Source organism: Lysobacter terrae, from assembly GCF_054782215.1.
Genome location: NZ_BAAGSX010000013.1, coordinates 23,458 through 43,665, shown reverse-complemented (window position 1 = coordinate 43,665; position 20,208 = coordinate 23,458). Strand labels below are relative to the sequence as shown.

General features: G+C 67.4%; 14 protein-coding genes. 7 read left to right on the top strand and 7 right to left on the bottom strand.

The features are described 5' to 3' along the window. On the top strand, nucleotides 1–2,248 hold a 2,248-nt coding region (locus tag ACYVJ8_RS17685), incomplete at its 5' end, for a TonB-dependent receptor domain-containing protein (protein WP_460714899.1). 287 nt (nucleotides 2,249–2,535) lie between these two features. On the opposite strand, the gene ACYVJ8_RS17680 is transcribed toward ACYVJ8_RS17685, so the two are convergent. Together ACYVJ8_RS17680 and ACYVJ8_RS17675 are read right to left on the bottom strand one after the other, a co-directional pair. Beyond that, nucleotides 2,536–3,450 (bottom strand): SDR family NAD(P)-dependent oxidoreductase, encoded by a 915-nt coding sequence (locus ACYVJ8_RS17680; RefSeq protein ID WP_460714897.1) that lies wholly within the window; start codon nucleotides 3,448–3,450, stop codon nucleotides 2,536–2,538. 58 nt (nucleotides 3,451–3,508) lie between these two features. Next, nucleotides 3,509–4,246: an SDR family oxidoreductase gene (locus tag ACYVJ8_RS17675; protein WP_460714895.1), complete on the bottom strand. Its 738-nt coding sequence runs from the start codon at nucleotides 4,244–4,246 to the stop codon at nucleotides 3,509–3,511. A gap of 135 nt (nucleotides 4,247–4,381) precedes the next feature. Here ACYVJ8_RS17675 and ACYVJ8_RS17670 point away from each other — a divergent pair, with 135 nt between their 5' ends. The 3 genes from ACYVJ8_RS17670 (at nucleotide 4,382) to ACYVJ8_RS17660 (ending at nucleotide 7,526) form a co-directional block, all read left to right on the top strand. Next, nucleotides 4,382–5,329, top strand: coding sequence for a LysR family transcriptional regulator (locus ACYVJ8_RS17670; RefSeq protein WP_460714893.1), 948 nt, complete (start codon nucleotides 4,382–4,384; stop codon nucleotides 5,327–5,329). Nucleotides 5,330–5,423: 94 nt separating this feature from the next. Further along, nucleotides 5,424–5,939, top strand: coding sequence for a hypothetical protein (locus tag ACYVJ8_RS17665; protein WP_460714891.1), 516 nt, complete (start codon nucleotides 5,424–5,426; stop codon nucleotides 5,937–5,939). A 135-nt stretch (nucleotides 5,940–6,074) separates the two neighbouring features. After that, complete coding sequence (locus ACYVJ8_RS17660) at nucleotides 6,075–7,526, top strand: hypothetical protein (RefSeq protein ID WP_460714889.1); 1,452 nt, start codon at nucleotides 6,075–6,077, stop codon at nucleotides 7,524–7,526. 178 nt (nucleotides 7,527–7,704) lie between these two features. Here ACYVJ8_RS17660 and recQ read toward each other — a convergent pair whose 3' ends face one another. Next, a complete protein-coding gene (recQ, locus tag ACYVJ8_RS17655) occupies nucleotides 7,705–9,507 on the bottom strand; it encodes a DNA helicase RecQ (RefSeq protein WP_460714887.1) in 1,803 nt (600 codons plus the stop codon). 328 nt (nucleotides 9,508–9,835) lie between these two features. Next, entirely contained in the window at nucleotides 9,836–10,369 is a 534-nt protein-coding gene (locus ACYVJ8_RS17650) for a Dps family protein (protein WP_460714885.1), read from the bottom strand. Nucleotides 10,370–10,456: 87 nt separating this feature from the next. On the opposite strand from ACYVJ8_RS17650, the gene hrpA reads away from it, so the two are divergent. Beyond that, on the top strand, nucleotides 10,457–14,524 hold the full coding sequence (gene hrpA / locus ACYVJ8_RS17645) for an ATP-dependent RNA helicase HrpA (RefSeq protein WP_460714883.1): 4,068 nt from the start codon (nucleotides 10,457–10,459) through the stop codon (nucleotides 14,522–14,524). Between the two features lie 18 nt (nucleotides 14,525–14,542). Here hrpA and ACYVJ8_RS17640 read toward each other — a convergent pair whose 3' ends face one another. The 3 genes from ACYVJ8_RS17640 to ACYVJ8_RS17630 form a co-directional block, all read right to left on the bottom strand. Then, on the bottom strand, nucleotides 14,543–15,016 hold the full coding sequence (locus tag ACYVJ8_RS17640; RefSeq protein ID WP_460714881.1) for a hypothetical protein: 474 nt from the start codon (nucleotides 15,014–15,016) through the stop codon (nucleotides 14,543–14,545). Nucleotides 15,017–15,102: 86 nt separating this feature from the next. Next, nucleotides 15,103–15,543 (bottom strand): hypothetical protein, encoded by a 441-nt coding sequence (locus ACYVJ8_RS17635; RefSeq protein WP_460714879.1) that lies wholly within the window; start codon nucleotides 15,541–15,543, stop codon nucleotides 15,103–15,105. Nucleotides 15,544–15,569: 26 nt separating this feature from the next. Beyond that, the gene (locus tag ACYVJ8_RS17630) at nucleotides 15,570–16,034 is read right to left on the bottom strand and encodes a hypothetical protein (RefSeq protein ID WP_460714878.1); all 465 of its coding nucleotides are present in this window, start codon (nucleotides 16,032–16,034) and stop codon (nucleotides 15,570–15,572) included. A gap of 98 nt (nucleotides 16,035–16,132) precedes the next feature. On the opposite strand from ACYVJ8_RS17630, the gene ACYVJ8_RS17625 reads away from it, so the two are divergent. Both ACYVJ8_RS17625 and ACYVJ8_RS17620 read left to right on the top strand, forming a co-directional pair. Further along, entirely contained in the window at nucleotides 16,133–18,283 is a 2,151-nt protein-coding gene (locus tag ACYVJ8_RS17625; protein ID WP_460714876.1) for a RelA/SpoT family protein, read from the top strand. Between the two features lie 90 nt (nucleotides 18,284–18,373). Continuing rightward, entirely contained in the window at nucleotides 18,374–20,041 is a 1,668-nt protein-coding gene (locus ACYVJ8_RS17620; protein WP_460714874.1) for a hypothetical protein, read from the top strand. The last annotated feature ends 167 nt before the right edge of the window (nucleotides 20,042–20,208 follow it).

The window sequence follows — 20,208 nt, the reverse complement described above, 5'->3', positions numbered from 1 at the left end:
CCTCACCGTGTCCTTCGAATACGCGAAGGAAGAGCCGGTGTTCGCGAAGGATCGTCCGTTCTCCGCCTACGGCAACGTCGGCTCCGACAATGCGGCCGCTTATCCCTTCTCCGGCTGGAGTCCCATCAGTCTCAATGGCTCGGCCCAGCTGCCGTGCGGTCCCGGTGGCGCCAAGACCTGGTGCACTCTGACTCCAGGCGCGGATCCTCGCAAAATCGCGAGCTACACGCCGATCACGCCTGCGGGCTACGCCAACCCGAACCAAGAGATGTACGTGCAGACCGGCATCGAGCGCCAGTCGGTATTCGTGAACGGCTCGTTTGACATCACCGACGCCATCCGCTTCAAGGCCGACCTGCAGTACAACAAACGCACCACCGACCAGCAGATCGCCGGTTATCCGTACCAGTCGGCCTCGTTCGGCACGCCACTGTCGGGAAGCAGCTATTTCACTCCGACTCCGGGCAGCACGCTGTCGTTCCGTCGTCGTCTGTGGGAAATGCCGCGTCGTACCGAAAGCAAGCTGGAGACGTTCCGCGTCGCCGCCGGCTTCGAAGGCAGCTTCCAGATCGGCGATAACTACTGGGACTGGGATGTCGGTGCCAACATCAATCGCAACGAGAACATCAAGAACGGCCGCGGCGACGCCAGTCTGTTGGCCGCCCAGCAGGCGTTGGGTCCGTCGTGGTTCAACCCCACCACCAAGCGCGTGGAGTGCGGCAGTGCAGCCAAGCCGATCGTCTATGGCACTAATCTCGGTAGTGGCGAATGCGTGCCGTGGAATCCGCTGGCGCCATACGGCGACACGCAGGCCGGCTCGTTGTCGGGCAACCCGGATCTGATCGCGTACCTGTTCCCGCAGTACACCGACACCGGCACCACCCACTCGAAGACCTACAGCGCCAACCTGTCGGGCACGTTGTTCGCGCTGCCGGCCGGTGACCTCGGCCTGGCGGTCGGTTACGAGCACCGCTCGGAAGACGGCGTTTTTGTGCCGGATGCCTTCCGGCAGGCCGCTAAGAGCACCGGCCTGCCGGCGACCACCACGCAGGGTGCGTATTCGCTGGACGAGTTCTACGCGGAACTTGAGATCCCCGTCCTGGCCGATAAGCCCTTCGCCAAGGAGCTGAGCTTCAACATCGCTAGCCGTTACTCGGACTACTCGAACTTCGGCGACACCACCAACAGCAAGTTCTCGCTGCGCTGGCGTCCGATGGACGGCCTGCTGGTCCGCGGCACCTACGCCGAGGGCTTCCGCGCGCCGTCGATCAATGACCTGTACGGCGGCATCGGCGGCAGCTTCGAGTTCTACACCGACCCGTGCGGTACTGGCGCTCGTAACAGCGTCAACGGCAAAGCAGCGTGCAACGCGGCTGGCGTGCCGGTCGGTTACAAGCAGCTCGGCCAGGGCCTGGTGCCCTGCACCGGCTATCCGTGCCAGACACCGGACCAGTTCCTGAGCGGTTCGAACCCGAACCTAACTCCGGAAACGGCGAAGACCAAGACCGCCGGCATCGTATGGAGCCCGGAGTGGGTTGAAGGCCTGGATATCGAACTCGACTGGTACAACTACGAGCTCACCAACGCCATCGTTAAGGATTCGGTCGACAGCATCCTGGGCGACTGCTACGTACGTGGCGACGCCAGCCGCTGCGCCGGCATCACCCGCGCCGCCGACGGCCACATCACCAACATGTTCTTCGGCCTGGCCAACCTGGGCGCGCTGGAAACGGAAGGCTGGGACTTCAATGTCGACTACAAGCTGCCCGAGACCTCGTTCGGCAAGTTCGCCATCAGCTGGGACAACTCGTACACCAGCAAGTACGACACCCTGGCGCATGACGATGACGGCAACGCTCTCATGATCGGGCAGGTCGGCACCGGTGGCGTGTTCCGTCTGCGCTCGAACTTCGGCGTGAACTGGAGCCGTGACATCTGGAGCGCGAACTGGACTGCCCGCTACTACTCGGGCATCTACGAGAGCTGCGTGCCGAACCGTCCGTGCAGCGATCCGGACCGCATCGCCAACGACGTGCCGGACGCGATCAACCGCCTGGGCTCCAACACGTTCCACGACGTGCAGGTCGCCGCCAAGCTGCCGTGGGACGCTACGGTCGCCGTGGGTGCGAACAATGTGTTCGGCCACCTCGGCTCGACGATGTTCACCCAGCCGAGCAGCAACTTCCCGTACTACGGCGGTTTCGACATCGGCCGCACGATTTACCTGAAGTACCAGCAGCGCTTCTGATCCTCGCGGATCCGCTGAGCAACACCACTACGGCCCCGCAAGGGGCCGTAGTGCTTTGGGAATGCGGGTGCATGGCGCGGCTGCGGATGCCCACAAATAGAAAAGCCCGCGACCGACGCAGGCTTTTACTTCGATGTGATCGAGAGAGGTGATCAACCGAAGGTGAAATGATCTTCGCTTGGATGGCTCAGCTGATCTATTGGAACATTCCGAAATTTCGGGTACCAGCTTTCGTCGCAAATGCCTTGAAGTAGAGAGCGCGTCGCCGGCGTCCGGCTTCGCTGGCTTCATTCGCCCTGCTTTGCGACGAGCAGATCCGACAGCCCCACGCGTTGCAGCATCTCGGCGCGCAGGCGATCGGTAACGGCGAAGCCGACATCCGCGCCGTCCTGCGCGGGGTCGATGTGCACGCGGAACGGACGCTTGCCGGACGGTGCACCAACCACGTCGACGATCGCGTCGGCCACGAGGGCCGCATCGGCATCCGGCGGAACGATCTCGGCGAAGGCCTGCTGCACCTGCGCGCCGAAGTTCGCGTACGGCCCCGCGTCGTATTCCGCCGCGCGCGCCGCGTCGGCCGGCGTGCCGCTGTGGGCGAAGTGGTTGGTGCCGCTGGTGAACGCGCCCGGGACGATGATCGATGTCTCGATGCCCCAGCGCGACAGCTCACGCGCGTATTGCACCGCGATGGCATCCATCGCCGCCTTCGCACCGAAGTACGGCGCGAGGTAGGGCGGCGTGCCGCCGGCCACGCTGCTGCTGGACACCCACACGACCAGTCCGCGGCGCCGATCGCGCAGGTGCGGCAGCACGGCGCGGTTCACGCGTTGCGTGCTCAGCACGTTGACGTCGTAGAGCTGCGCGTATTGCTCGGGCGTGAAGGCTTCGGCGGGGCCGAACACCATGTGCCCGGCGTTATGGATGACGGTGTCGATGCGGCCGGCGTCGGCGATGACCTGCGCGACGGCACGGTCGACGGACTCCTGAGACTGCACGTCCATGTCGACCGTGCGCAGATCGACGCCGTGCTGCTGCGAGAAGGCCTGCATCTGTGCGACCACGGCAGCGTTGCGGCCGGTGGTGTTGCGCATCGAGGCGTAGACGGTGTGGCCGGCTTTCGCGAGGGCTTCGGCGGTTAGGCGGCCGAAGCCGCTGGAGGCGCCGGTGATGAGGATGACGTGGTTGTGGGTGGTGGTGTTCATGGCAATGTCCTGAGTCGATAGTCCTGCGCGCAACGTGCGCGCACGGTGGGTTCGTGGTTCAAATGATTCCGCCGTTGGCGCGCAGCACTTGGCCGTTGATCCAGGCCCCGTCGTTGCCGGCGAGGAAGCTCACGGTGGCGGCGATGTCTTCGGGCTGGCCGAGGCGTTCGAGCGGCGCCTGCTTGGCCAGGCGCTCGATCACGTCCTGCGGCTTGCCGTCGAGGAACAGGCGCGTCGCGGTCGGCCCCGGCGCCACGGCATTCACGGTGATGTTGCGACCGCGCAATTCCTTGGTGAGCACGTGGGTCATCGCTTCCACCGCGGCCTTCGTCGCTGCGTACACGCCGTAGGTGGCGGGCGTAAGGCCGACGACGCTCGACGACAGGTTGACGATGCGGCCGCCGTCGCGCAGGCGGCGCGACGCTTCGCGCAGCGTGTTGAAGCTGCCCTTGAGGTTGATCGCGACCTGGCTGTCGAACAGCGCGTCGTCGCTTTCGGCCAGCGTGGCCAGACGCATGATCCCGGCGTTGTTGACCAGCACGTCGACGCCGCCGAACGCGGCTTGCGCGCCGTCGAACAGCCGCGCCACGGCGGCGGGATCGGCGACATCGGCCTGGGCGGCGACGGCGCGGCCACCGGCCTGTTCGATTTCGCTCACCAGCGCTTCGGCTTCGGCCGAGGCGCCGGCGTAGTTGATGACGACGGTGAATCCATCGGTGGCCAGGCGGCGGGCGATGGCGGCGCCAATGCCGCGCGAGGCGCCGGTCACGAGGGCGACTTTGCTTTCAGTGTTCATGAGTTTGTCTCCAGAGTCGGCGCCGGGGATCGGCGGCGTGGAGACAGTCTGGCGAGGCGAAGTCCGTAGATAATCCAGCTAGGATTGGCTTTACTGTTTCCAATGGGCGAACAATCGCCCGCCCCAGGAGGCGCCATGGATCGGTTCGACGTGATGCGCCTGTTCATCCGGGTCGTGGAGCGCCGCAGCTTCACCCAGGCCGCCCACGACATGGAGGTGCCGCGCTCGACCTGCACCAAGGTCATCCGCGATCTGGAAACGCGGCTCGGCACGCGCCTGCTGCAGCGGACCACGCGCGTGGTGACGCCCACGCTCGACGGCGAGGCGTATTACCGGCGCTGCCTGGGCATCCTCGACGACATCGAAGATGCCGACGGCGCCTTCCGCGGCGCCGCGCCCAAGGGGCTGTTGCGGGTGGAAGTGCAGGGCACGCTGGCGCGGCACTTCCTGATGCCGTCGCTGCCGGAGTTCTTCGCGCGCTATCCCGACATCGAGCTGGCGATGAGCGAGAGCGATCGCTGGGTCGATCTGGTCGAGGAAGGCGTGGACTGCGCGCTGCGCTGGGGGCGCTTGCGCGACAGCGAACTGGTGGCGCGACAGGTGGCGGTGCTCGATCGCCTGACCGTGGCTACGCCCGAATACCTGGAGAAATTCGGCACGCCCGCGAGCATCGATGATCTGCCGGGACATCGCGCCGTCGGTTTGCGCTCGATCACTACGGGCCTGGTCACGCCGCTGGAATTCGGCGGCGGCGCGGACGCACGTACGGTGTCGCTTCCCTGCACCCTTTCGGTGACCGGCACGGAGAGCTATCTGGCCGGCATCCGCCTGGGACTGGGGCTCGCGCAGGTACCGCGCTTCCACGTCGAAACGGACCTGCGCCACGGCACGCTGGTGGAAGTGCTGTCGCGGACGCCGCCGCCTTCGGCGCCCGTGTCGCTGCTCTATTCGCGCACGCGCCAACTGTCTCCCCGCGTGCGGGTGTTCCTGGACTGGGCCGCGCGCGTGTTCGCCGCGCACACGGCTCAAGGGGCGAATGACGGCAAAGGCCATGCCAATTTCTCTGGCAGCGAGCGGCCGTAAACACCTCGCATGGCTTACGGGTAGCGCCCGCCGAACGGTGTGTACGCAACGTGAAACCGGCGCATGATCGGCACGGTAGAGATAGGACGCGGACGTGAACTGCATCGTCTACTGGGGAAGCGAAGGATTCGTGCTGGTGCCCGACTGCATGGTCGCTTCGCTCGAAGCGGAGCGACGCTACGGACCCTTGCTGCGTTGCGGGTCGCTCGAGACCGAAGGACTGGAACCCGACCTGGCGCAGCTCATCGACAAGGAAGTCGATTTGCATTCCTTCGCGCCGCTCAGTGCCGGACAGGCGATGCGCCTGGGCTACGCGCCCGGCCGCAGCTTGCCGCTGCCAGACGGATTCAGCTGGGAAAATCCCGACGAGTGGGATCACGGGGGCGCACTCACTCTGCTCTACGGCCAGGATCCGCCGGTGCCGGTGGCGATAGTCGAGCCGGCCTCGAAACGTGGCGGGTGGAAAGCGATCACCAATTGCCACAAAGGCTGGGAGTTTCGCGGCGCTCGGGTGGGCGCGTCGCGCGCGGCGGCGCTGCAGTTCGTGACCATCTGGGCGAACAGCCATGCGCAGTCCGTGCGTCGCGACATCGCCGCGACGCTGCATTGATCCGCTGCCTTCGATCCGCTCGTCTGTCGCGCGGGCGGACAAGTGTGATCGCGTCTTCATTGTCGGCAATCCCCGATTGACCGGGCGAAGGGCCGTCGGGACCATCGCGGCGACGCCAATTTTCCGGGGACGCTCATGGTCGGGGCCGCACGTTGGCTGTGGAGCGTCGCCTGTTGCCTGGCTTTCGCGCCGGTGGCGATGGCGCAATGCCCGGCATCGCTGCCGGCGCAGGGCGCACCCGTGGCCGCGCCGCTGTTCTCGTCGAGCAACTGGTGGAATACCGACATCAGCGCGGCGCCGGTAGACCCTGCATCGAACAACTACATCGCCTTCATCAACAACGGCGGTACGCGGCGGCTGCATCCCGACTTCGGCGGCGAGGAATCGCCGGGCAGCACCGCGGTCTACGGCTTCCCTTATGCGATCGTCGGCACGGCACAGGCCAAGCAAGCGGTCACGTTCGACTATTGGGACGAAAGCGACGGCGTCGACTACGCGACCGGCCAGGGCGTTGCGTTCTATCCGATCCCGTCGCAGACGATCACGCAGGCGCATTGGGTCGAAGGCGGCTCGCCGGGCAACATCGACCAACGTTCCGATTCGGACCGGCACCTGCTGATCATCGACTGCAACAACCGTTACCTGTACGAGCTCTACAACGTCTGGTACTCGTCGACGCAGGGGCGTTGGTACGCCGGATCGGGCGCGTTCTTCGACCTGGCGCGCAGCGATCGCCGGCCCGAAGGCTGGACCTCAGCCGACGCGGCGGGGCTGGCGATCTTCCCCGGCCTGGTGCGCTACGACGAAGCGGCCGATCCCAGCGTGACCGAGATCCGCCATGCCTTCCGCGTCACTGTGCGCAGCAGCAACGGTCACGTCTATCCGGCTTCGCACACCGCTGGCAGCACGTCCGGCGCATTGCCGATGGGCGCACGCCTGCGCCTGAAGACCAGCGTCAACGGCGCCGACCCGGCGCTGCGTACGAGCGATCCGGTCGCACGCAAGATTTTCCGCGCGATGCAGAAGTACGGCCTGATCGTCGCCGACAACGGCTCGGACATGTACATCTCCGGCACCTTCGACGTGCGCTGGGACAACGGCGTGCTCAATCCGGCCTTCAGCACCTTGTCGGCCGGCGACTTCGAAGTCGTCCAGTTGGGGTGGAAGCCGGCCGCGATGACTTTGAATGCGGTGAGTGCGAATCCGTCGTCGGTGAGCGGCGGGCGCACGTCCACCGGTACGGTCACGCTCAGCGCGGCGGCGCCCGCGGGTGGCGTGACGGTGGCACTGGCCAGTGCGAGCAGCGCGTTCTCCGTGCCCGCGAACGTGCTGGTGCCGCAGGGGGCGAGCACGACGAGTTTCACGATCACGACGGACAAGACGCTCGTCACCGCGTCGGGAACCTTGTCGGCCAGCTATGCGGGAGTGACGCGGACGACGGTATTCACCGTGAGCCCGCGCGTGATCAGCGCGGTGGTGTGCAGGACCGAGGAACCGTTCGGTGGAGCGGCTGCTGCGCAGGCGTCGCAGCCGTCGCGAACGACGCGTCAGATCGTGCGGCCGGTGCGGCGCAATCACGCGAAGTAGGGCGCTGTTCCTCTCCCCGCTTGCGGGGAGAGGGTGCCCGAAGGGCGGGTGAGGGGAGGCGAGCGCAGCGAGCTGCTCTTGCTATTGCTTGCCCGAAGGCAAAGGCAACTCGCTCCGCTCGCTCCCCCTCATCTGCCCTTCGGGCATCTTCTCCCCGCACGCGGGGAGAAGAAGGAGTTCAAGCCGCGTCGAACAGCTGCTGCAGCACATCCTCGCCATAGCGGTCGAGCTTGCTCGCGCCGATGCCGGGAATGCGGGCCAGTTCGTCCAGGTCTTCGGGCGCATGGGTCGCAATCGCGCGCAGCGTGCTGTCGTGGAAGATCACATAGGCCGGCACGTTCTGCTCGCGCGCGGTATTGGCGCGCCAGACGCGCAACGCGTTGAAACGGATCAGGGCGTCCGGCGAAAGATCGGAGTCCTGATCGGCGCTCGCGCGAACGCGATCGCGCCGCCGTGGCGCCTTCGGTTGCTCGACGCGGAAATGCAGGCTGCGTTCGCCGCGCAGCACCGGGCCCGCGGCATCGGTCAGGTGCAAGCCGCCGTGGGCATCGGCTTCGAGCAGGCTCTGCGCCACGAGCTGGCGGAACACGCTGCGCCATTGGCGCTCGTCCAGATCGCTGCCGATGGACCAGGTGCTGAGCTGGTCGTGGCCGAACTGCAGAATGCGTTCGGTGCTCACGCCGCGCAGCACGTCGATCACGTGCGCGGCGCCGAAGCGCTGCCCGCTGCGATACACGCACGACAACGCCTTGCGCGCGGCGATGGTGCCGTCCCAGCTTTGCGGCGGTTCCAGGCAGTTGTCGCAATTGCCACAGGCGCCTGGATGCGCCTCGCCGAACCAGCCCAGCAACGACTGCCGCCGGCAGGTGGTGGATTCGCAATACCCCAGCAGCGCATCGAGCTTGCGCAGTTCCAGGTGCTTGCGTTCCTCGCCGGCTTCCGACTGCAGGATCAACTGGCGCAGGTTGATGGTGTCGCCCAGGCCGTAGCAGAGCCAGGCTTCCGCCGCTTCGCCGTCGCGTCCGGCGCGGCCGGTTTCCTGGTAGTAGCCTTCCACCGACTTGGGCAGGTCGACGTGGGCGACGAAGCGCACATCCGGCTTGTCGATGCCCATGCCGAACGCGATCGTCGCCACCATCACGATGCCGTCTTCCTGCAGGAAGCGACGCTGGTGATGGGCACGGGTCTGCGCGTCCATGCCGGCGTGGTAGGGCAGCGCGGCGAAGCCGAGTTCGCTCAACTGCGCCGCGACGCTGTCCACGCGTTTGCGCGAGAAGGCGTAGACGATGCCGCTCTGGCCGCGATGCGCCTGGAGGAAGTCGCGTAGCTGCCGCACCGCATTGTCCTTCTGCACGACGCGGTAGCGGATGTTGGGCCGGTCGAAGGAACTGACGAAGCGGCGCGCGTCCTCCAGAGCCAGGCGTTCGGCGATTTCCAGCCGGGTCGGCTCGTCCGCGGTGGCGGTGAGGGCGATGCGCGGGATCTGCGGCCAGCGCTCGTGCAGCACGGTGAGCTGGCGGTATTCGGGGCGGAAGTCGTGGCCCCACTGCGACACGCAGTGCGCTTCGTCGATCGCGAACAGGGCGATGCGGGCACGGTCGAGCAGCGAGAGGAAACGCGGGGTCAGCAAGCGTTCGGGCGCGACGTAGAGCAGATCCAGATCGCCCGCGAGCAGCTGGCGTTCCACGTCGGCCGCTTCGACCGCACCGAGCGAAGAGTTCAGAAAGGCCGCGCGCACGCCGAGCTGGCGCAAAGCCTCGACCTGGTCCTGCATCAGCGCGATCAGCGGCGACACGACGATGCCGCAGCCTTCGCGCAACAGCGCCGGCAGCTGATAGCACAACGACTTGCCGCCGCCGGTGGGCATGAGCACCAGTGCGTCGCCGCCGCTCGCGACCTGCTGGATGATCTGCGCCTGTTCGCCGCGGAAACCGGTGTGGCCGAAGATCCGGCGGAGTAGGGCGAGGGCCTCGTCGTGCATGTGGCTATTCTAGAGGCGGGGCGGCGATCGCCCTAGCGGAGATTCCTGCTTCGCGGGGTAGGAATTCTTCTTGCTTTTAGCTTTTTTCCGACGAACCCGCGATGTGTGAGGGGCAGGCGGTGCCGGTGGGCAGGCGTGACTGTCAGCGGCATGGATGCCGCTGACAAGCCTCCATGGATGGATTCACGGCGTGTCACGCCTGCCCACCGGCGCCGACTGCCCGCCCGTGATCCGCCACCCGCGGGCAGCACGTCCCCTCACCCTGCGTCGCTATGCGACGCTTTCCCTCTCCCCGCAAGCGGGGCGAGGGAGGCCGGGAGCGCCTCGCTTATTGCAACAACGCCCGCAACATCCAAGCATTCTTCTCATGCACCTGCAGCCGCTGCGTCATCAGGTCCACGGTCGGGTCGTCGCCGCCCTCGTCGGCGGTCTTCAGGACCTTGCGCGCGGTACGCGCGACCGCTTCGTTGCCGACCACCAGCTGGCGCACCATTTCGTGCCAGTCGGCGGTATGAGTCAGGCCCGGCTCTTCCGGGATCGACGACAGCCGGATGAATTCGGCATAGGAGCCCGGCGCATTGAAGCCCAAGGCACGGATCCGCTCGGCCGTTTCGTCCAAGGCCGTCCACTGCTCGTTGTACTGAGCCTCGAACATCACATGCAGCGCGTTGAACATCGGCCCGGTGACATTCCAGTGGAAGTTGTGCGTCTTCAGGTACAACGTGAAACTGTCGGAAAGGAAGCGTGACAGCCCCTCGGCGATCTTCTTGCGATCGGAACCGGAGATCCCGATATCGATGGCAGGCGCATTGCCTGCCGGCGCGGCGGACTGCGGGTTGGACTTCGACTTGCTCTTGGCCATGCGACTCTCCCTATGCGTGGACGCCAGCGGCGACAATAGGCTCGCCCGCCGACCCTGTGAAGTAAATCGTTCTTACCTGTTGGATAGATGAACCCTATCGATGCAAATGCTAAGGCCGCGTCAGGACGCGGCGGCCGGGACCGCGCCCGTGACGGCGCGCGCGACGACGCACGCACGGACGCGACCGGAGCGCCGGACGCCGCGTTGCGGCAGGCGCGCCGCGCCATCGACGAGGCACTGAGCCGCGATCGCGGCCGCCTGCACGGCCTGTGGTCGCGCTGGAATGCGAAACCGAGCGACACGAAGGCCCAGGCCGCCTTCGCCGATGCGCTGTCCGTGTCCCTGGCCCAGCGCGAGGCCCGCATTGCCTCGCTGCCGCAGGCGCCGGTCGATCCCTCGCTGCCGATCGCGGCCGAGGCCGAACACATCGTCGAACTGATACGCCGGCACCCGGTCGTGGTCATCGCGGGCGAAACCGGCTCCGGCAAGACCACCCAGTTGCCCAAACTGTGCCTGGCCGCCGGCCGCGGCGCCGCCGGCATGATCGGCTGCACGCAGCCGCGCCGCATCGCCGCGCGCGCGGTCGCCCGGCGTGTCGCGGAGGAATTGAACACGCAACTGGGCGGCGCGGTCGGTTACCAGGTCCGCTTCACCGAAAACGTGGGCGATCAGACCGCGGTGAAGTTCATGACCGACGGCATCCTGCTGGCCGAGATCCAGTCCGACCGCTGGCTGTCGCAGTACGACACCATCCTCATCGACGAGGCGCACGAGCGCAGTCTCAACATCGACTTCCTGCTCGGCTACCTCAAGCAGCTGCTGCAGAAGCGCCGCGACCTCAAGGTCATCGTCACCTCCGCGACGATCGATACCGAGCGCTTCGCCAAACACTTCGGCGATGCGCCGGTGGTGAACGTCGAGGGCCGCAGTTATCCCGTTACCGTTCGATACCGACCCTTGGAGGGTGAAGGCGAGGACGACGGCGACCGCACCATCAACGACGGCATCCTCGGTGCTTGCGACGAAATCACCCGCGAGGATCAGCGCGGCGACGTGCTGATCTTCCTGCCCGGCGAGCGCGAGATCCGCGACGCGCACCAGGCGCTGGAACGCCGCAAGTACCGCGAGACCGAAGTGCTGCCGCTGTACGCACGCCTGTCGGTGCGCGACCAGGACCGCGTATTCAATCCCGGCCCGAAGCGCCGCATCGTGCTGGCGACCAATGTCGCCGAGACTTCGCTGACGGTGCCGCGCATCCGCTACGTGGTCGATCCCGGCCTCGCCCGCGTGAAGCGCTACAGCCCGCGCGGCAAGCTCGACCGACTGCACATCGAAGACATCTCGCAGGCCAGCGCCGACCAGCGCAAGGGCCGTTGCGGCCGCATCGCCGAGGGCACCTGCTACCGGCTGTATGCGGAAGCCGACTTCGAAGCGCGCCCGCGCTACACCGATCCGGAAATCCGCCGCGCCGCGCTGGCCGGCGTGATCCTGCGCATGCTGTCGCTGGGCCTGGGACGGATCGAGGACTTCCCGTTCCTGGAACCGCCCGATCCGCGCGCGATTGCGGATGGCTGGCAGCAACTGGCCGAACTCGGCGCCGTCGACATCGACGCCGCGGGCGGAGGACGCCGGATGACGCCCATCGGCAAGCTGATGGCGCGCCTGCCGGTGGACGTGAAGCTGGCGCGCATGCTCGTCGCCGCGAACACGCATGGCTGCCTGCGCGAGATGCTGGCGATCGCCTCATTCCTGGGCATCCAGGACCCGCGAGAACGTCCCGCCGACCAGCGTGCCGCGGCCGACAACGCGCATGCGCAGTTCGCCGATCCGCGATCGGAGTTCATCGGCATCCTCAAGCTGTGGGATGCGTACCAGGCGGCGCACGAGGAGCTCACCCAATCCAAGCTGCGCGCGTGGTGCGACAAGCACTTCCTCGGCTTCCTGCGCATGCGCGAATGGCGCGAGTTGCATCGGCAGTTGAAGGTGCTGTGCGACGAAATCGGTTGGAGTAGCGCCGATCCGGGGACGAAAGCTAAGCCGTCGACGGACTCCCGCTCGCGCGGAGGCGACGAACACCACGCCTACGCCACCTTGCATCGTGCATTGTTGGCGGGCCTGCCTACGCAGATCGGCCAGCGCGGCGACAAGGGCCTCTACGACGGTCCGCGCGGACGCAAATTCCAGTTGTTCCCAGGCTCGCCGTTGGCGAAGAAGCCACCGCCGTGGCTGCTCGCCGCGACCCTGCTCGACACCGAACGCGTGTGGTCGCTGACCAACGCCGCGATCGAACCGGACTGGGCGATCAGCGAACTGCCGCACCTGTTGTCGCGGCGCCACCACGATCCGCACTGGGCGCGTTCGCAGGGACGGGTGGTGGGCAGCGAACAGATCAGCCTGTTCGGCCTGGTGCTCGCGCCCAAGCGGCCGGTGCACTACGGCGCGCTGTTTCCCGAGGAAAGCCGCGTCATCTTCGCGCGCGATGCGCTGGTGACCGGCGAGATCAACACCCGCTGCGCATTCCTGCCGCGCAATCTGGCGACGCTGGCTAGGGCGAAAGAGGAAGAAGCCAAGCAACGCCGCGCCGGCCTGGTCGTGGATGAGGAGTGGATGGCGCAGTGGTATCTGGACCGATTGCCGCCGCACGTGCACAACGCGCAGGCGCTGGACGCCTGGTACAACAAGCTGCCGCCGGCGGAGAAGGCGAAACTCGAGTGGTCGTTCGACGATCTGATGATTGGCGGCGAGACCGAGGCCGCGCGCTTCCCGCCTTACCTCACGCTCGGCAACGCGAAGCTGGCGGTGAAGTACCGCTTCGAGCCGGGCGCGCCCGACGACGGCATGACCCTCGCGGTGCCGCTGCACCTGCTCAACGCACTCGATCCGGCGCGACTGTCGTGGCTCGCGCCGGGTTTCATCGCCGACAAGGCGGCGGCGCTGATCAAGTCGTTGCCGAAGACGTTGCGGCGCAATTTCGTGCCGGCGCCGGATTTCGCGCGTGCGTTCTATGAAGCGCATGCGCAGCCGTCGGCGGATTCGGTGACCGGCGAGCTCGCGCGCTTCCTGCGCAAGCTGGGCGGCGTGGAAGTGGCGGCGACCGACTTCGACGAATCAGCACTGGAACCGCATCTGCGCATGAACCTGCGGTTGCTCGACGTGGCGGGCAAGGGCAGTGATGCGCGCTCGGTCTTGGCGGAGTCGCGCGATCTGGACGACTTGCGCCGCCGCTTCGGCGAGCGCGCGGCGGCGGCATTCGCGGCCAAGGCCGCCGATGGCCTGGCGCAGACTGGACTGACCGCATTCCCGGAGAGCTCGATTCCGCTATCGGTGGCGGGCGCAGGCGGCGTCCCCGCGTATCCGGCCCTGCACGATATGGGCGACAGCGCCGCGTTGCGCGTCCACGCCGAGCGCGAGGTCGCCCAGCGCGAACATCCGCGTGGCGTGCGCCGGCTGCTCGCGATCGCGCTGGCGGACAAGCTCAAGCAGGCGCGCAAGCAACTGCCGGTGTCGCCGAAGATCGGCCTGCTCTATGCCGCGATCGAATCTGCCTCGCCGCGCGTGGACGGATTGAAGGACGGCGATCGCCTGCGCGCCGATCTGGTCGATGGTGCGTTCGATGCGCTCACGTGCGACGGCCTGGGCTCGATCCGTGATGCCACCGCCTTCGCCGAGCGTCGCGACAGCATCGCCAAGCAGCTGTTTGCCGAAGCGATGGAGCGTCTGCGCCAGGCCGAGGTCATTCTCGCCGCGGTGGCCGAAGTGCGTGCCAGGCTCGAATCGCCGTTGATGGGCTGGGCCAGCGGCAACCTCGACGACATGCGCGCGCATCTGGCTGCGTTGACGCCACCGGGGTTCCTCCGCGACGTGCCTGCGGATGCGCTGCGTGAGTATCCGCGTTACTTGAAGGCGCTATCGCTACGAGGGGAGCGCGCCTTGCGCGATCCCACCCGCGATCAGGCGCGCATGCTCGAACTCAAGCCGTTCACGGATGCGCTGGCCGATGCGGTCGCGCGCGGCGATGCCGACGCGCCGGGATGGCAGGCCTTGCGTTGGGATCTGGAAGAACTGCGGGTGTCGTTGTTCGCGCAGGAACTGGGTGCGCGCGGCGGTGTGTCGCCGAAGAAGCTGGCGCAACGGTTGGTGTCGTTGCGCCAGTGACGAATCAATCGATGCGCTTCAATCGATGCGGTAGACCCGCGCCTTCGGCATGTCCTCATCGACCTGCAGGAACCAGCGCCCGGCGAATCCCGGAATCACCACGATCTCGGGATTCTGCAGCGGTTTGCGCAGCTTCATCTCGCCCTTGAGCACCTTCCACTGCTGGCCGTTCTCCAGGTGGAACACGGTGCCGGGCTCCCACCCGGCGACCGGGCCTTTGACCTTGCTGCGGATGGGTTTGTCTTCCAGGCCGATGTAGGAACGCGGCGCGCCCGGAGTCGCTGCCGCCGGCGCGATCGCGGGCGTGGCGGCCGGTGCGACTTTTTCGCGCAGCAGCCGGTTAAGTGCGGCCAGTTGCGAGGGCGTCAGCGTATCCAGCCCGGCTTCGTGCATCTCTTCCGCGGTCAGGCGTTGCTCGATGCTGGTCGGAGATTGCGCATGCGCGACGCAGGCCATTGCCGCCAGCGCGATGCCAAGAAGTGTCCGACGCATGGGTGGGTCCTCGGTTGTCGGTATGTCGTAGGTTTGAGCGATGCTGCCGCGCCAGGGTTGCGAAGTGATGTCGGCGCTGGCCGCGCTCAGGGTTCCACGCGCTTGACCCTGGCGCCGACGCGCACGCCTTCCACCCATAGATACCACCCGCCTAGTTTGCCCGGCCGGACGGTGGCTTTGGGATTCTGCGTGCCCCTGCCATGGTAGTAATCGCCGTTCTCGACGCGCCAACGCTGGCCGTTCTCGAGGTCGAACACGGTGCCCGCTTGCCAGCCGCGGAACAGACCCTTGATCGAGCTGCTGATCGGCGCGTCCGGCAACGGCTTGTGCTCGCGCGCGGTTTCCTCGACGGCCTGCGTGATGGCGGCGGACCGCTCTTCGCTCAGCAGCTGGTTGAGCAGGGCGAGCTGGTCGGGGCTGAGCCCATCCAGTCCGGTGGCATGCATCTGTTCCGGCGAAAGCCGCTGCTCGACCGGAACGTAGACGCGGCCGGCGGTCGCCGCTCCCGCGACCAGAACCAGCGCCATGGCAGCCGCAACGATCGACCCTCGCATCACTTCACCCGCCGGACGCTGGCGTGCGTGTTGTAGCCTTCGATCTGCATGTACCAGGCGTTACCGAAGAGACTGGGAGCGATGCGAACCTGCGGATCGGTCTTGCGGGCGCCGACCAGGGTAGCGTTGTCGACCTGTTCCCATACCTGCCCGTTGTCCAGCGTCCAGCTGCGGCCGCGGCCGAAGCCGCGGAATTCGCCCTTGATCTTGGCGACGATGGGATCGCTCTTGCCGAAGCTCGCGAAGCCGCGATTTTCGGTTTCGACCTTGTCCTTGGCGAGGGTCGCCGCCTTGGTCGTTTCGACTTCGAGCGTGTGGTTCAGCCACGCATTCAGATTGCCCAGTTCCTGTGGCGACAGCTTATCCAGACCCGAGGCCTTGAACTGTTCCGGCGTCATCTGCTTCTCGATCGGCGGCTGCGCGTACGCGAGCGGCGCGAAGGCGGCCAGCATGAGCGCGCTCATAAGCGCATTCCAGATCGGACGCAGGCGGTTCCTCGGCATGGCTGTTCCTCCAGACGGTTGGCGGCTAGTGTAGACCGGCCGCTAATGGTTTATTGCCCATGCACGCCGCACCCCTCCGTTTCGACGATCTGCTGACGCTTCCCTCTGCCGTGCCGGCGGCCGGGAGCATCGCGGCGCCGCTGCGGCGGGCGCTGTCGTCGGCGCACGGCGATGCGACGCTGGTGCTGCGCGATTCGCCGGCGGTCGTTACCGCCACGCTGGACCTGCTCGCCAAGCTCGGCGCGGACGGCGAAACCGTCGCCGCCGCGCTGCTGCACGACGCGCCCCCGCCCGAGGGGCGCATGGGCGAAATCGAAAAGCAGTTCCCCGCCGTGGCCGCCTTGCTCGACGGCCAGAACGCCGCGGCGCAGGTCTGGTCGCTGCACGCCGAACACGCCGCGCATGCGAGTAACGAGGGCTTGCGCCGCTTGCTGCTCGCCATCGTCCGCGACCTGCGCGTCGTGCCCATCCTGCTGGCCCGCCAGCTGGCGCGGATGCGCAACGCCGCGGCACTGCCACAGGCCGAACAGCGCGCCCTGGCCGAGCTGACCCGCGACATCCACGCACCGCTGGCCAATCGCCTGGGCATCTGGCAGTTGAAGTGGGAGCTGGAAGATCTCGCTTTCCGCTATCTCGAACCGGAGACGTACAAGCAGATCGCGCGTCTGCTCGACGAGAAGCGCGGCGATCGCGAGCGTTACATCGAAGCGGTCAAGCAGACGCTGCAAGGCGCCCTGGATACGCAGGGCGTGCACGCCGAAGTCGCCGGGCGGCCCAAGCACATCTACAGCATCTGGAAGAAGATGCGCCGCAAGGACGTGCCGATCAGCGAACTCTACGATCTGCGCGCCGTGCGCGTGCTGGTGGACGACCTCGCCGGCTGCTACGCCGCGCTGGGGGTCGTGCATTCGACCTGGGTGCCGATTCCCAGCGAATTCGACGACTACATCGCGCGGCCCAAGCGCAACGACTACCGCTCGCTGCATACCGCGGTGATCGGCCCGGAAGGCAAGACGCTGGAAGTGCAGATCCGCACCTCCGACATGCATCGCCAGGCCGAACTGGGCGTCGCCGCGCACTGGAAGTACAAGGAGGTCGGCAGCCACAGCGCCGATGCCGCGTTCGACCGCAAGATCGCCTGGATGCGCAAGCTGCTCGATGCGCATGCCGAAGGCGAGGGCGCGCTCAGCGGCGAGTTCGACAGCGAGCTGGTCGAAGACCGCGTCTATGTGCTCACGCCCAAGGGTGAGGTGATGGACCTGCCCACAGGCGCGACGCCGCTGGATTTCGCCTACCACGTGCACACCCAGGTCGGGCATCGCTGCCGTGGCGCGAAGGTGGACGGGCGGATCGTTCCCCTGGACTACAAGCTGCGCACCGGCGACCGCGTCGAGATTCTCACCGGCAAGACCGAGTCGCCGCGCCGCGACTGGCTGCTGCCGCAGAACGGCTTTCTCGCCAGCAGCCGTTCGCGCGAGAAGGTCCGCGCCTGGTTCCACAAGCTCGACCGTGCGCGCAACGAGCACGAAGGCAAGGAGCTGCTCGACAAGGAGCTGCGCCGCCTGGGCCTGCTCGGCGCCGAGCTGGCGCCGGTGCACGCGCGCTTCAACGTCGACAGCGACGGCGACCTGCACGTGCTGGTGGCGCTCGGCGACGTGGGGCCGCATCAGGTCGCGCGCGCGCTGCTCGAACTCGAACGCGCCCCGGCCGACGAACCCGCAGCGGCGATTGCGGTCACGCGCGCGCCCCGGAAGGTCGCCAAGCACGCGACCGAATTCACCGTCGAAGGCGTCGGCAACTTGCTCGTGCAGCTCGCGCGCTGCTGCCAGCCGGTCGCGGGCGAACCCATCGTCGGCTACCTCACCCGCGGCCGCGGCGTGAGCGTGCACCGGCCCGATTGCACCTCCTACCTGCGGCTGGCCGCGGCGCAGCCGCAACGCGTGCTGCCGGTGGAGTGGGGCACAAAGGGCGGCGGGTACGAAGTCGATGTCGAGGTGCTGGCGCTGGACCGCAAGTGGCTGCTGAAGGAAGTCAGCAACGTCATCGCCCAGGCCAACGCCCACGTCACCAGCATCAGCAGCCAGCTCGAACGCAACGGCGCGCACGTGCGCCTGCGCGCGCGGCTGCGAGTGAACGATTACGGGCAGTTGTCGGCCCTGCTCGGCAAGCTCTCCGCGCTGCCCGGCGTGGAGCACGCTCATCGCAGTTGAACGGCGCTGTGCGCTGCCCCAGGCGCCTCGATTCCCACGCTTGGCGCTTCCGCACGGATCGCTCATTACCCAGGCGGTATGCTCCGCGCGATGACAGTGCGCGAACCCGGTTCGGAATCGACACACACGCCGCGGCGCGAGCCGGCGGCGGGCCCCGTCGACGAGTTGCGCTTCGATGAGGCGCAACTGGGCCGGCTGCGGTTCCGCTCGCGGGATCGCGCCCGTCGCGATCTTCTGGCAGAGGACAATCCGGGCTTGCTGCAGCGCGTGCGCTATTGGGACTGGCGCTGGATCCTCGCGCTGGTCGTCTTCGTCGTGGCGCTGTTGTTCGTGCTTCGGCAACCGCTGGCGAACTGGCTATGGCCGCAGACGCGCGCGGAACGTCTCCACGCCCAGGCCGAGCACGCGCTTGCCCAGGGGCATCTCACCGCCGCCGACGGCACTGGCGCACGCGAACTGTACGCGGCGGCGCTCGCGTTGGATCCCGATCGCAGTGATGCCCACGCCGGGCTGGATCGCGTCGGCCAGGCGGCGCTCGCGCAGGCGCGCACGGCGATCGCCCAGCGCCAGTTCGCGCAGGCGCGTCAGGCCTTGCAACTGGCCGACGAACTCTCGGTACCGCGGGCCCAGGCCGACGAGTTGCGCGATCGCCTGCGCCGCAACGAAGCCGCTTCAGTCGGCATCGACGCGCTGTTGCAGCAGGCCGCAACGGCACGCGCGGCGGGCAAGCTCGATGGCGAGGGCGGTGCGCTGCCGCTGTATCGGCGCGTGCTCGAACTGCAGCCGGAACGGACCGAAGCGCTCGAAGGCCGCGAAGACACGCTCTCTGACCTGCTGCAGCAGGCGCGCTCGCGGTTGAGTGCGGGCAATCTCGTCGCCGCCACTTTGATCGTGCGCAGCGTCCAGAGCGCGGATGCGGGCCATGTCGAATTGCCCGACATGCTCGCCGAGTTGGGCAAGGCCGCCGAGCAGCGGCGCCGCCAGGCCGACCGCGAATTGCGCGGCGGCCAACTCGACCAGGCGCTGCAGAACTACGGCACCGTACTGCTGGTGAATCCCGAAGATTCCGACGCCTTGCGCGGCGTGCAGGCCGTGGCGGCGGCGCATGCGCGCAGGAGCGAGCGCTTCGCGGCCGATTACCGATTCGACCAAGCCGAAGCGGAACTGCAGTCCGCGCGCAAGATCGCCGGCACCTCCGCGGCGCAGATCCCGGCGATCGCCGACGCGCAGCAACACCTGGCACGGGTGCGGCAGTCGCAACGGCACAATGCGTCGAAGTTGCCGCCTGCCGAAGAGCGCAGGCGGGTGACGCAACTGCTGAGCGACGCCGCGGCGGCGCAGGCGCGCGGCGATCTGCTGACCCCGCCGGGCGACAGCGCATTCGACAAATTGCGCGCGGCGCAGGCACTGGCACCGCAGGACGCGCGCGTCCGCGCCGCATCGGCGCGCATGTTGCCTGCGGCCGTGGCCTGCTTCGACGAAGCATTGCGCGGCAACCGCCTGGTCCGCGCGGGCGCCTGCCTGGATGCGCGACGCACCTTGGAGGGCGACAACGCCGCCGTGCGCGCCGGCCGCAGCGAACTCGCACAACGTTGGATCGCGCTCGGCGATCAGCGCCTGGGCGCGGGCGAGATCCGCGGCGCGCGCGATGCACTCGACGCCGCGCGTGCGCTCGATCCAAGCGCGGAAGGGCTGGTGGCGTTTTCCGAGCGTCTGCATACCGCGACCACGGCGGCGGACGAGGATTCGCGGCGATAGTCCTTTCGGCTCGACGCGCCGCGCCGCGCGGCGTTCTAGCGGCCTGCTTCGCAACATTGCATCCGCACTACAGCAACTGAGTCGCGCGCAGTGGCGGTGGCACGCCATGCATGGGCAAAGCCAGGCCTTGTACGGCCTTTGATCGATTCGCTCACCATGCGTTGCTG

Coding starts and splice junctions, on each gene's coding strand:
- recQ (WP_460714887.1), bottom strand. CDS start 9,507: ATGCACGACGAGGCCCTCGCCCTACTCCGCCGGATCTTCGGCCACACC.
- hrpA (WP_460714883.1), top strand. CDS start 10,457: ATGAACCCTATCGATGCAAATGCTAAGGCCGCGTCAGGACGCGGCGGC.
- ACYVJ8_RS17670 (WP_460714893.1), top strand. CDS start 4,382: ATGGATCGGTTCGACGTGATGCGCCTGTTCATCCGGGTCGTGGAGCGC.
- ACYVJ8_RS17660 (WP_460714889.1), top strand. CDS start 6,075: ATGGTCGGGGCCGCACGTTGGCTGTGGAGCGTCGCCTGTTGCCTGGCT.
- ACYVJ8_RS17680 (WP_460714897.1), bottom strand. CDS start 3,450: ATGAACACCACCACCCACAACCACGTCATCCTCATCACCGGCGCCTCC.
- ACYVJ8_RS17640 (WP_460714881.1), bottom strand. CDS start 15,016: ATGCGTCGGACACTTCTTGGCATCGCGCTGGCGGCAATGGCCTGCGTC.
- ACYVJ8_RS17620 (WP_460714874.1), top strand. CDS start 18,374: ATGACAGTGCGCGAACCCGGTTCGGAATCGACACACACGCCGCGGCGC.
- ACYVJ8_RS17630 (WP_460714878.1), bottom strand. CDS start 16,034: ATGAGCGCGCTCATGCTGGCCGCCTTCGCGCCGCTCGCGTACGCGCAG.
- ACYVJ8_RS17625 (WP_460714876.1), top strand. CDS start 16,133: ATGCACGCCGCACCCCTCCGTTTCGACGATCTGCTGACGCTTCCCTCT.
- ACYVJ8_RS17650 (WP_460714885.1), bottom strand. CDS start 10,369: ATGGCCAAGAGCAAGTCGAAGTCCAACCCGCAGTCCGCCGCGCCGGCA.
- ACYVJ8_RS17675 (WP_460714895.1), bottom strand. CDS start 4,246: ATGAACACTGAAAGCAAAGTCGCCCTCGTGACCGGCGCCTCGCGCGGC.
- ACYVJ8_RS17635 (WP_460714879.1), bottom strand. CDS start 15,543: ATGGCGCTGGTTCTGGTCGCGGGAGCGGCGACCGCCGGCCGCGTCTAC.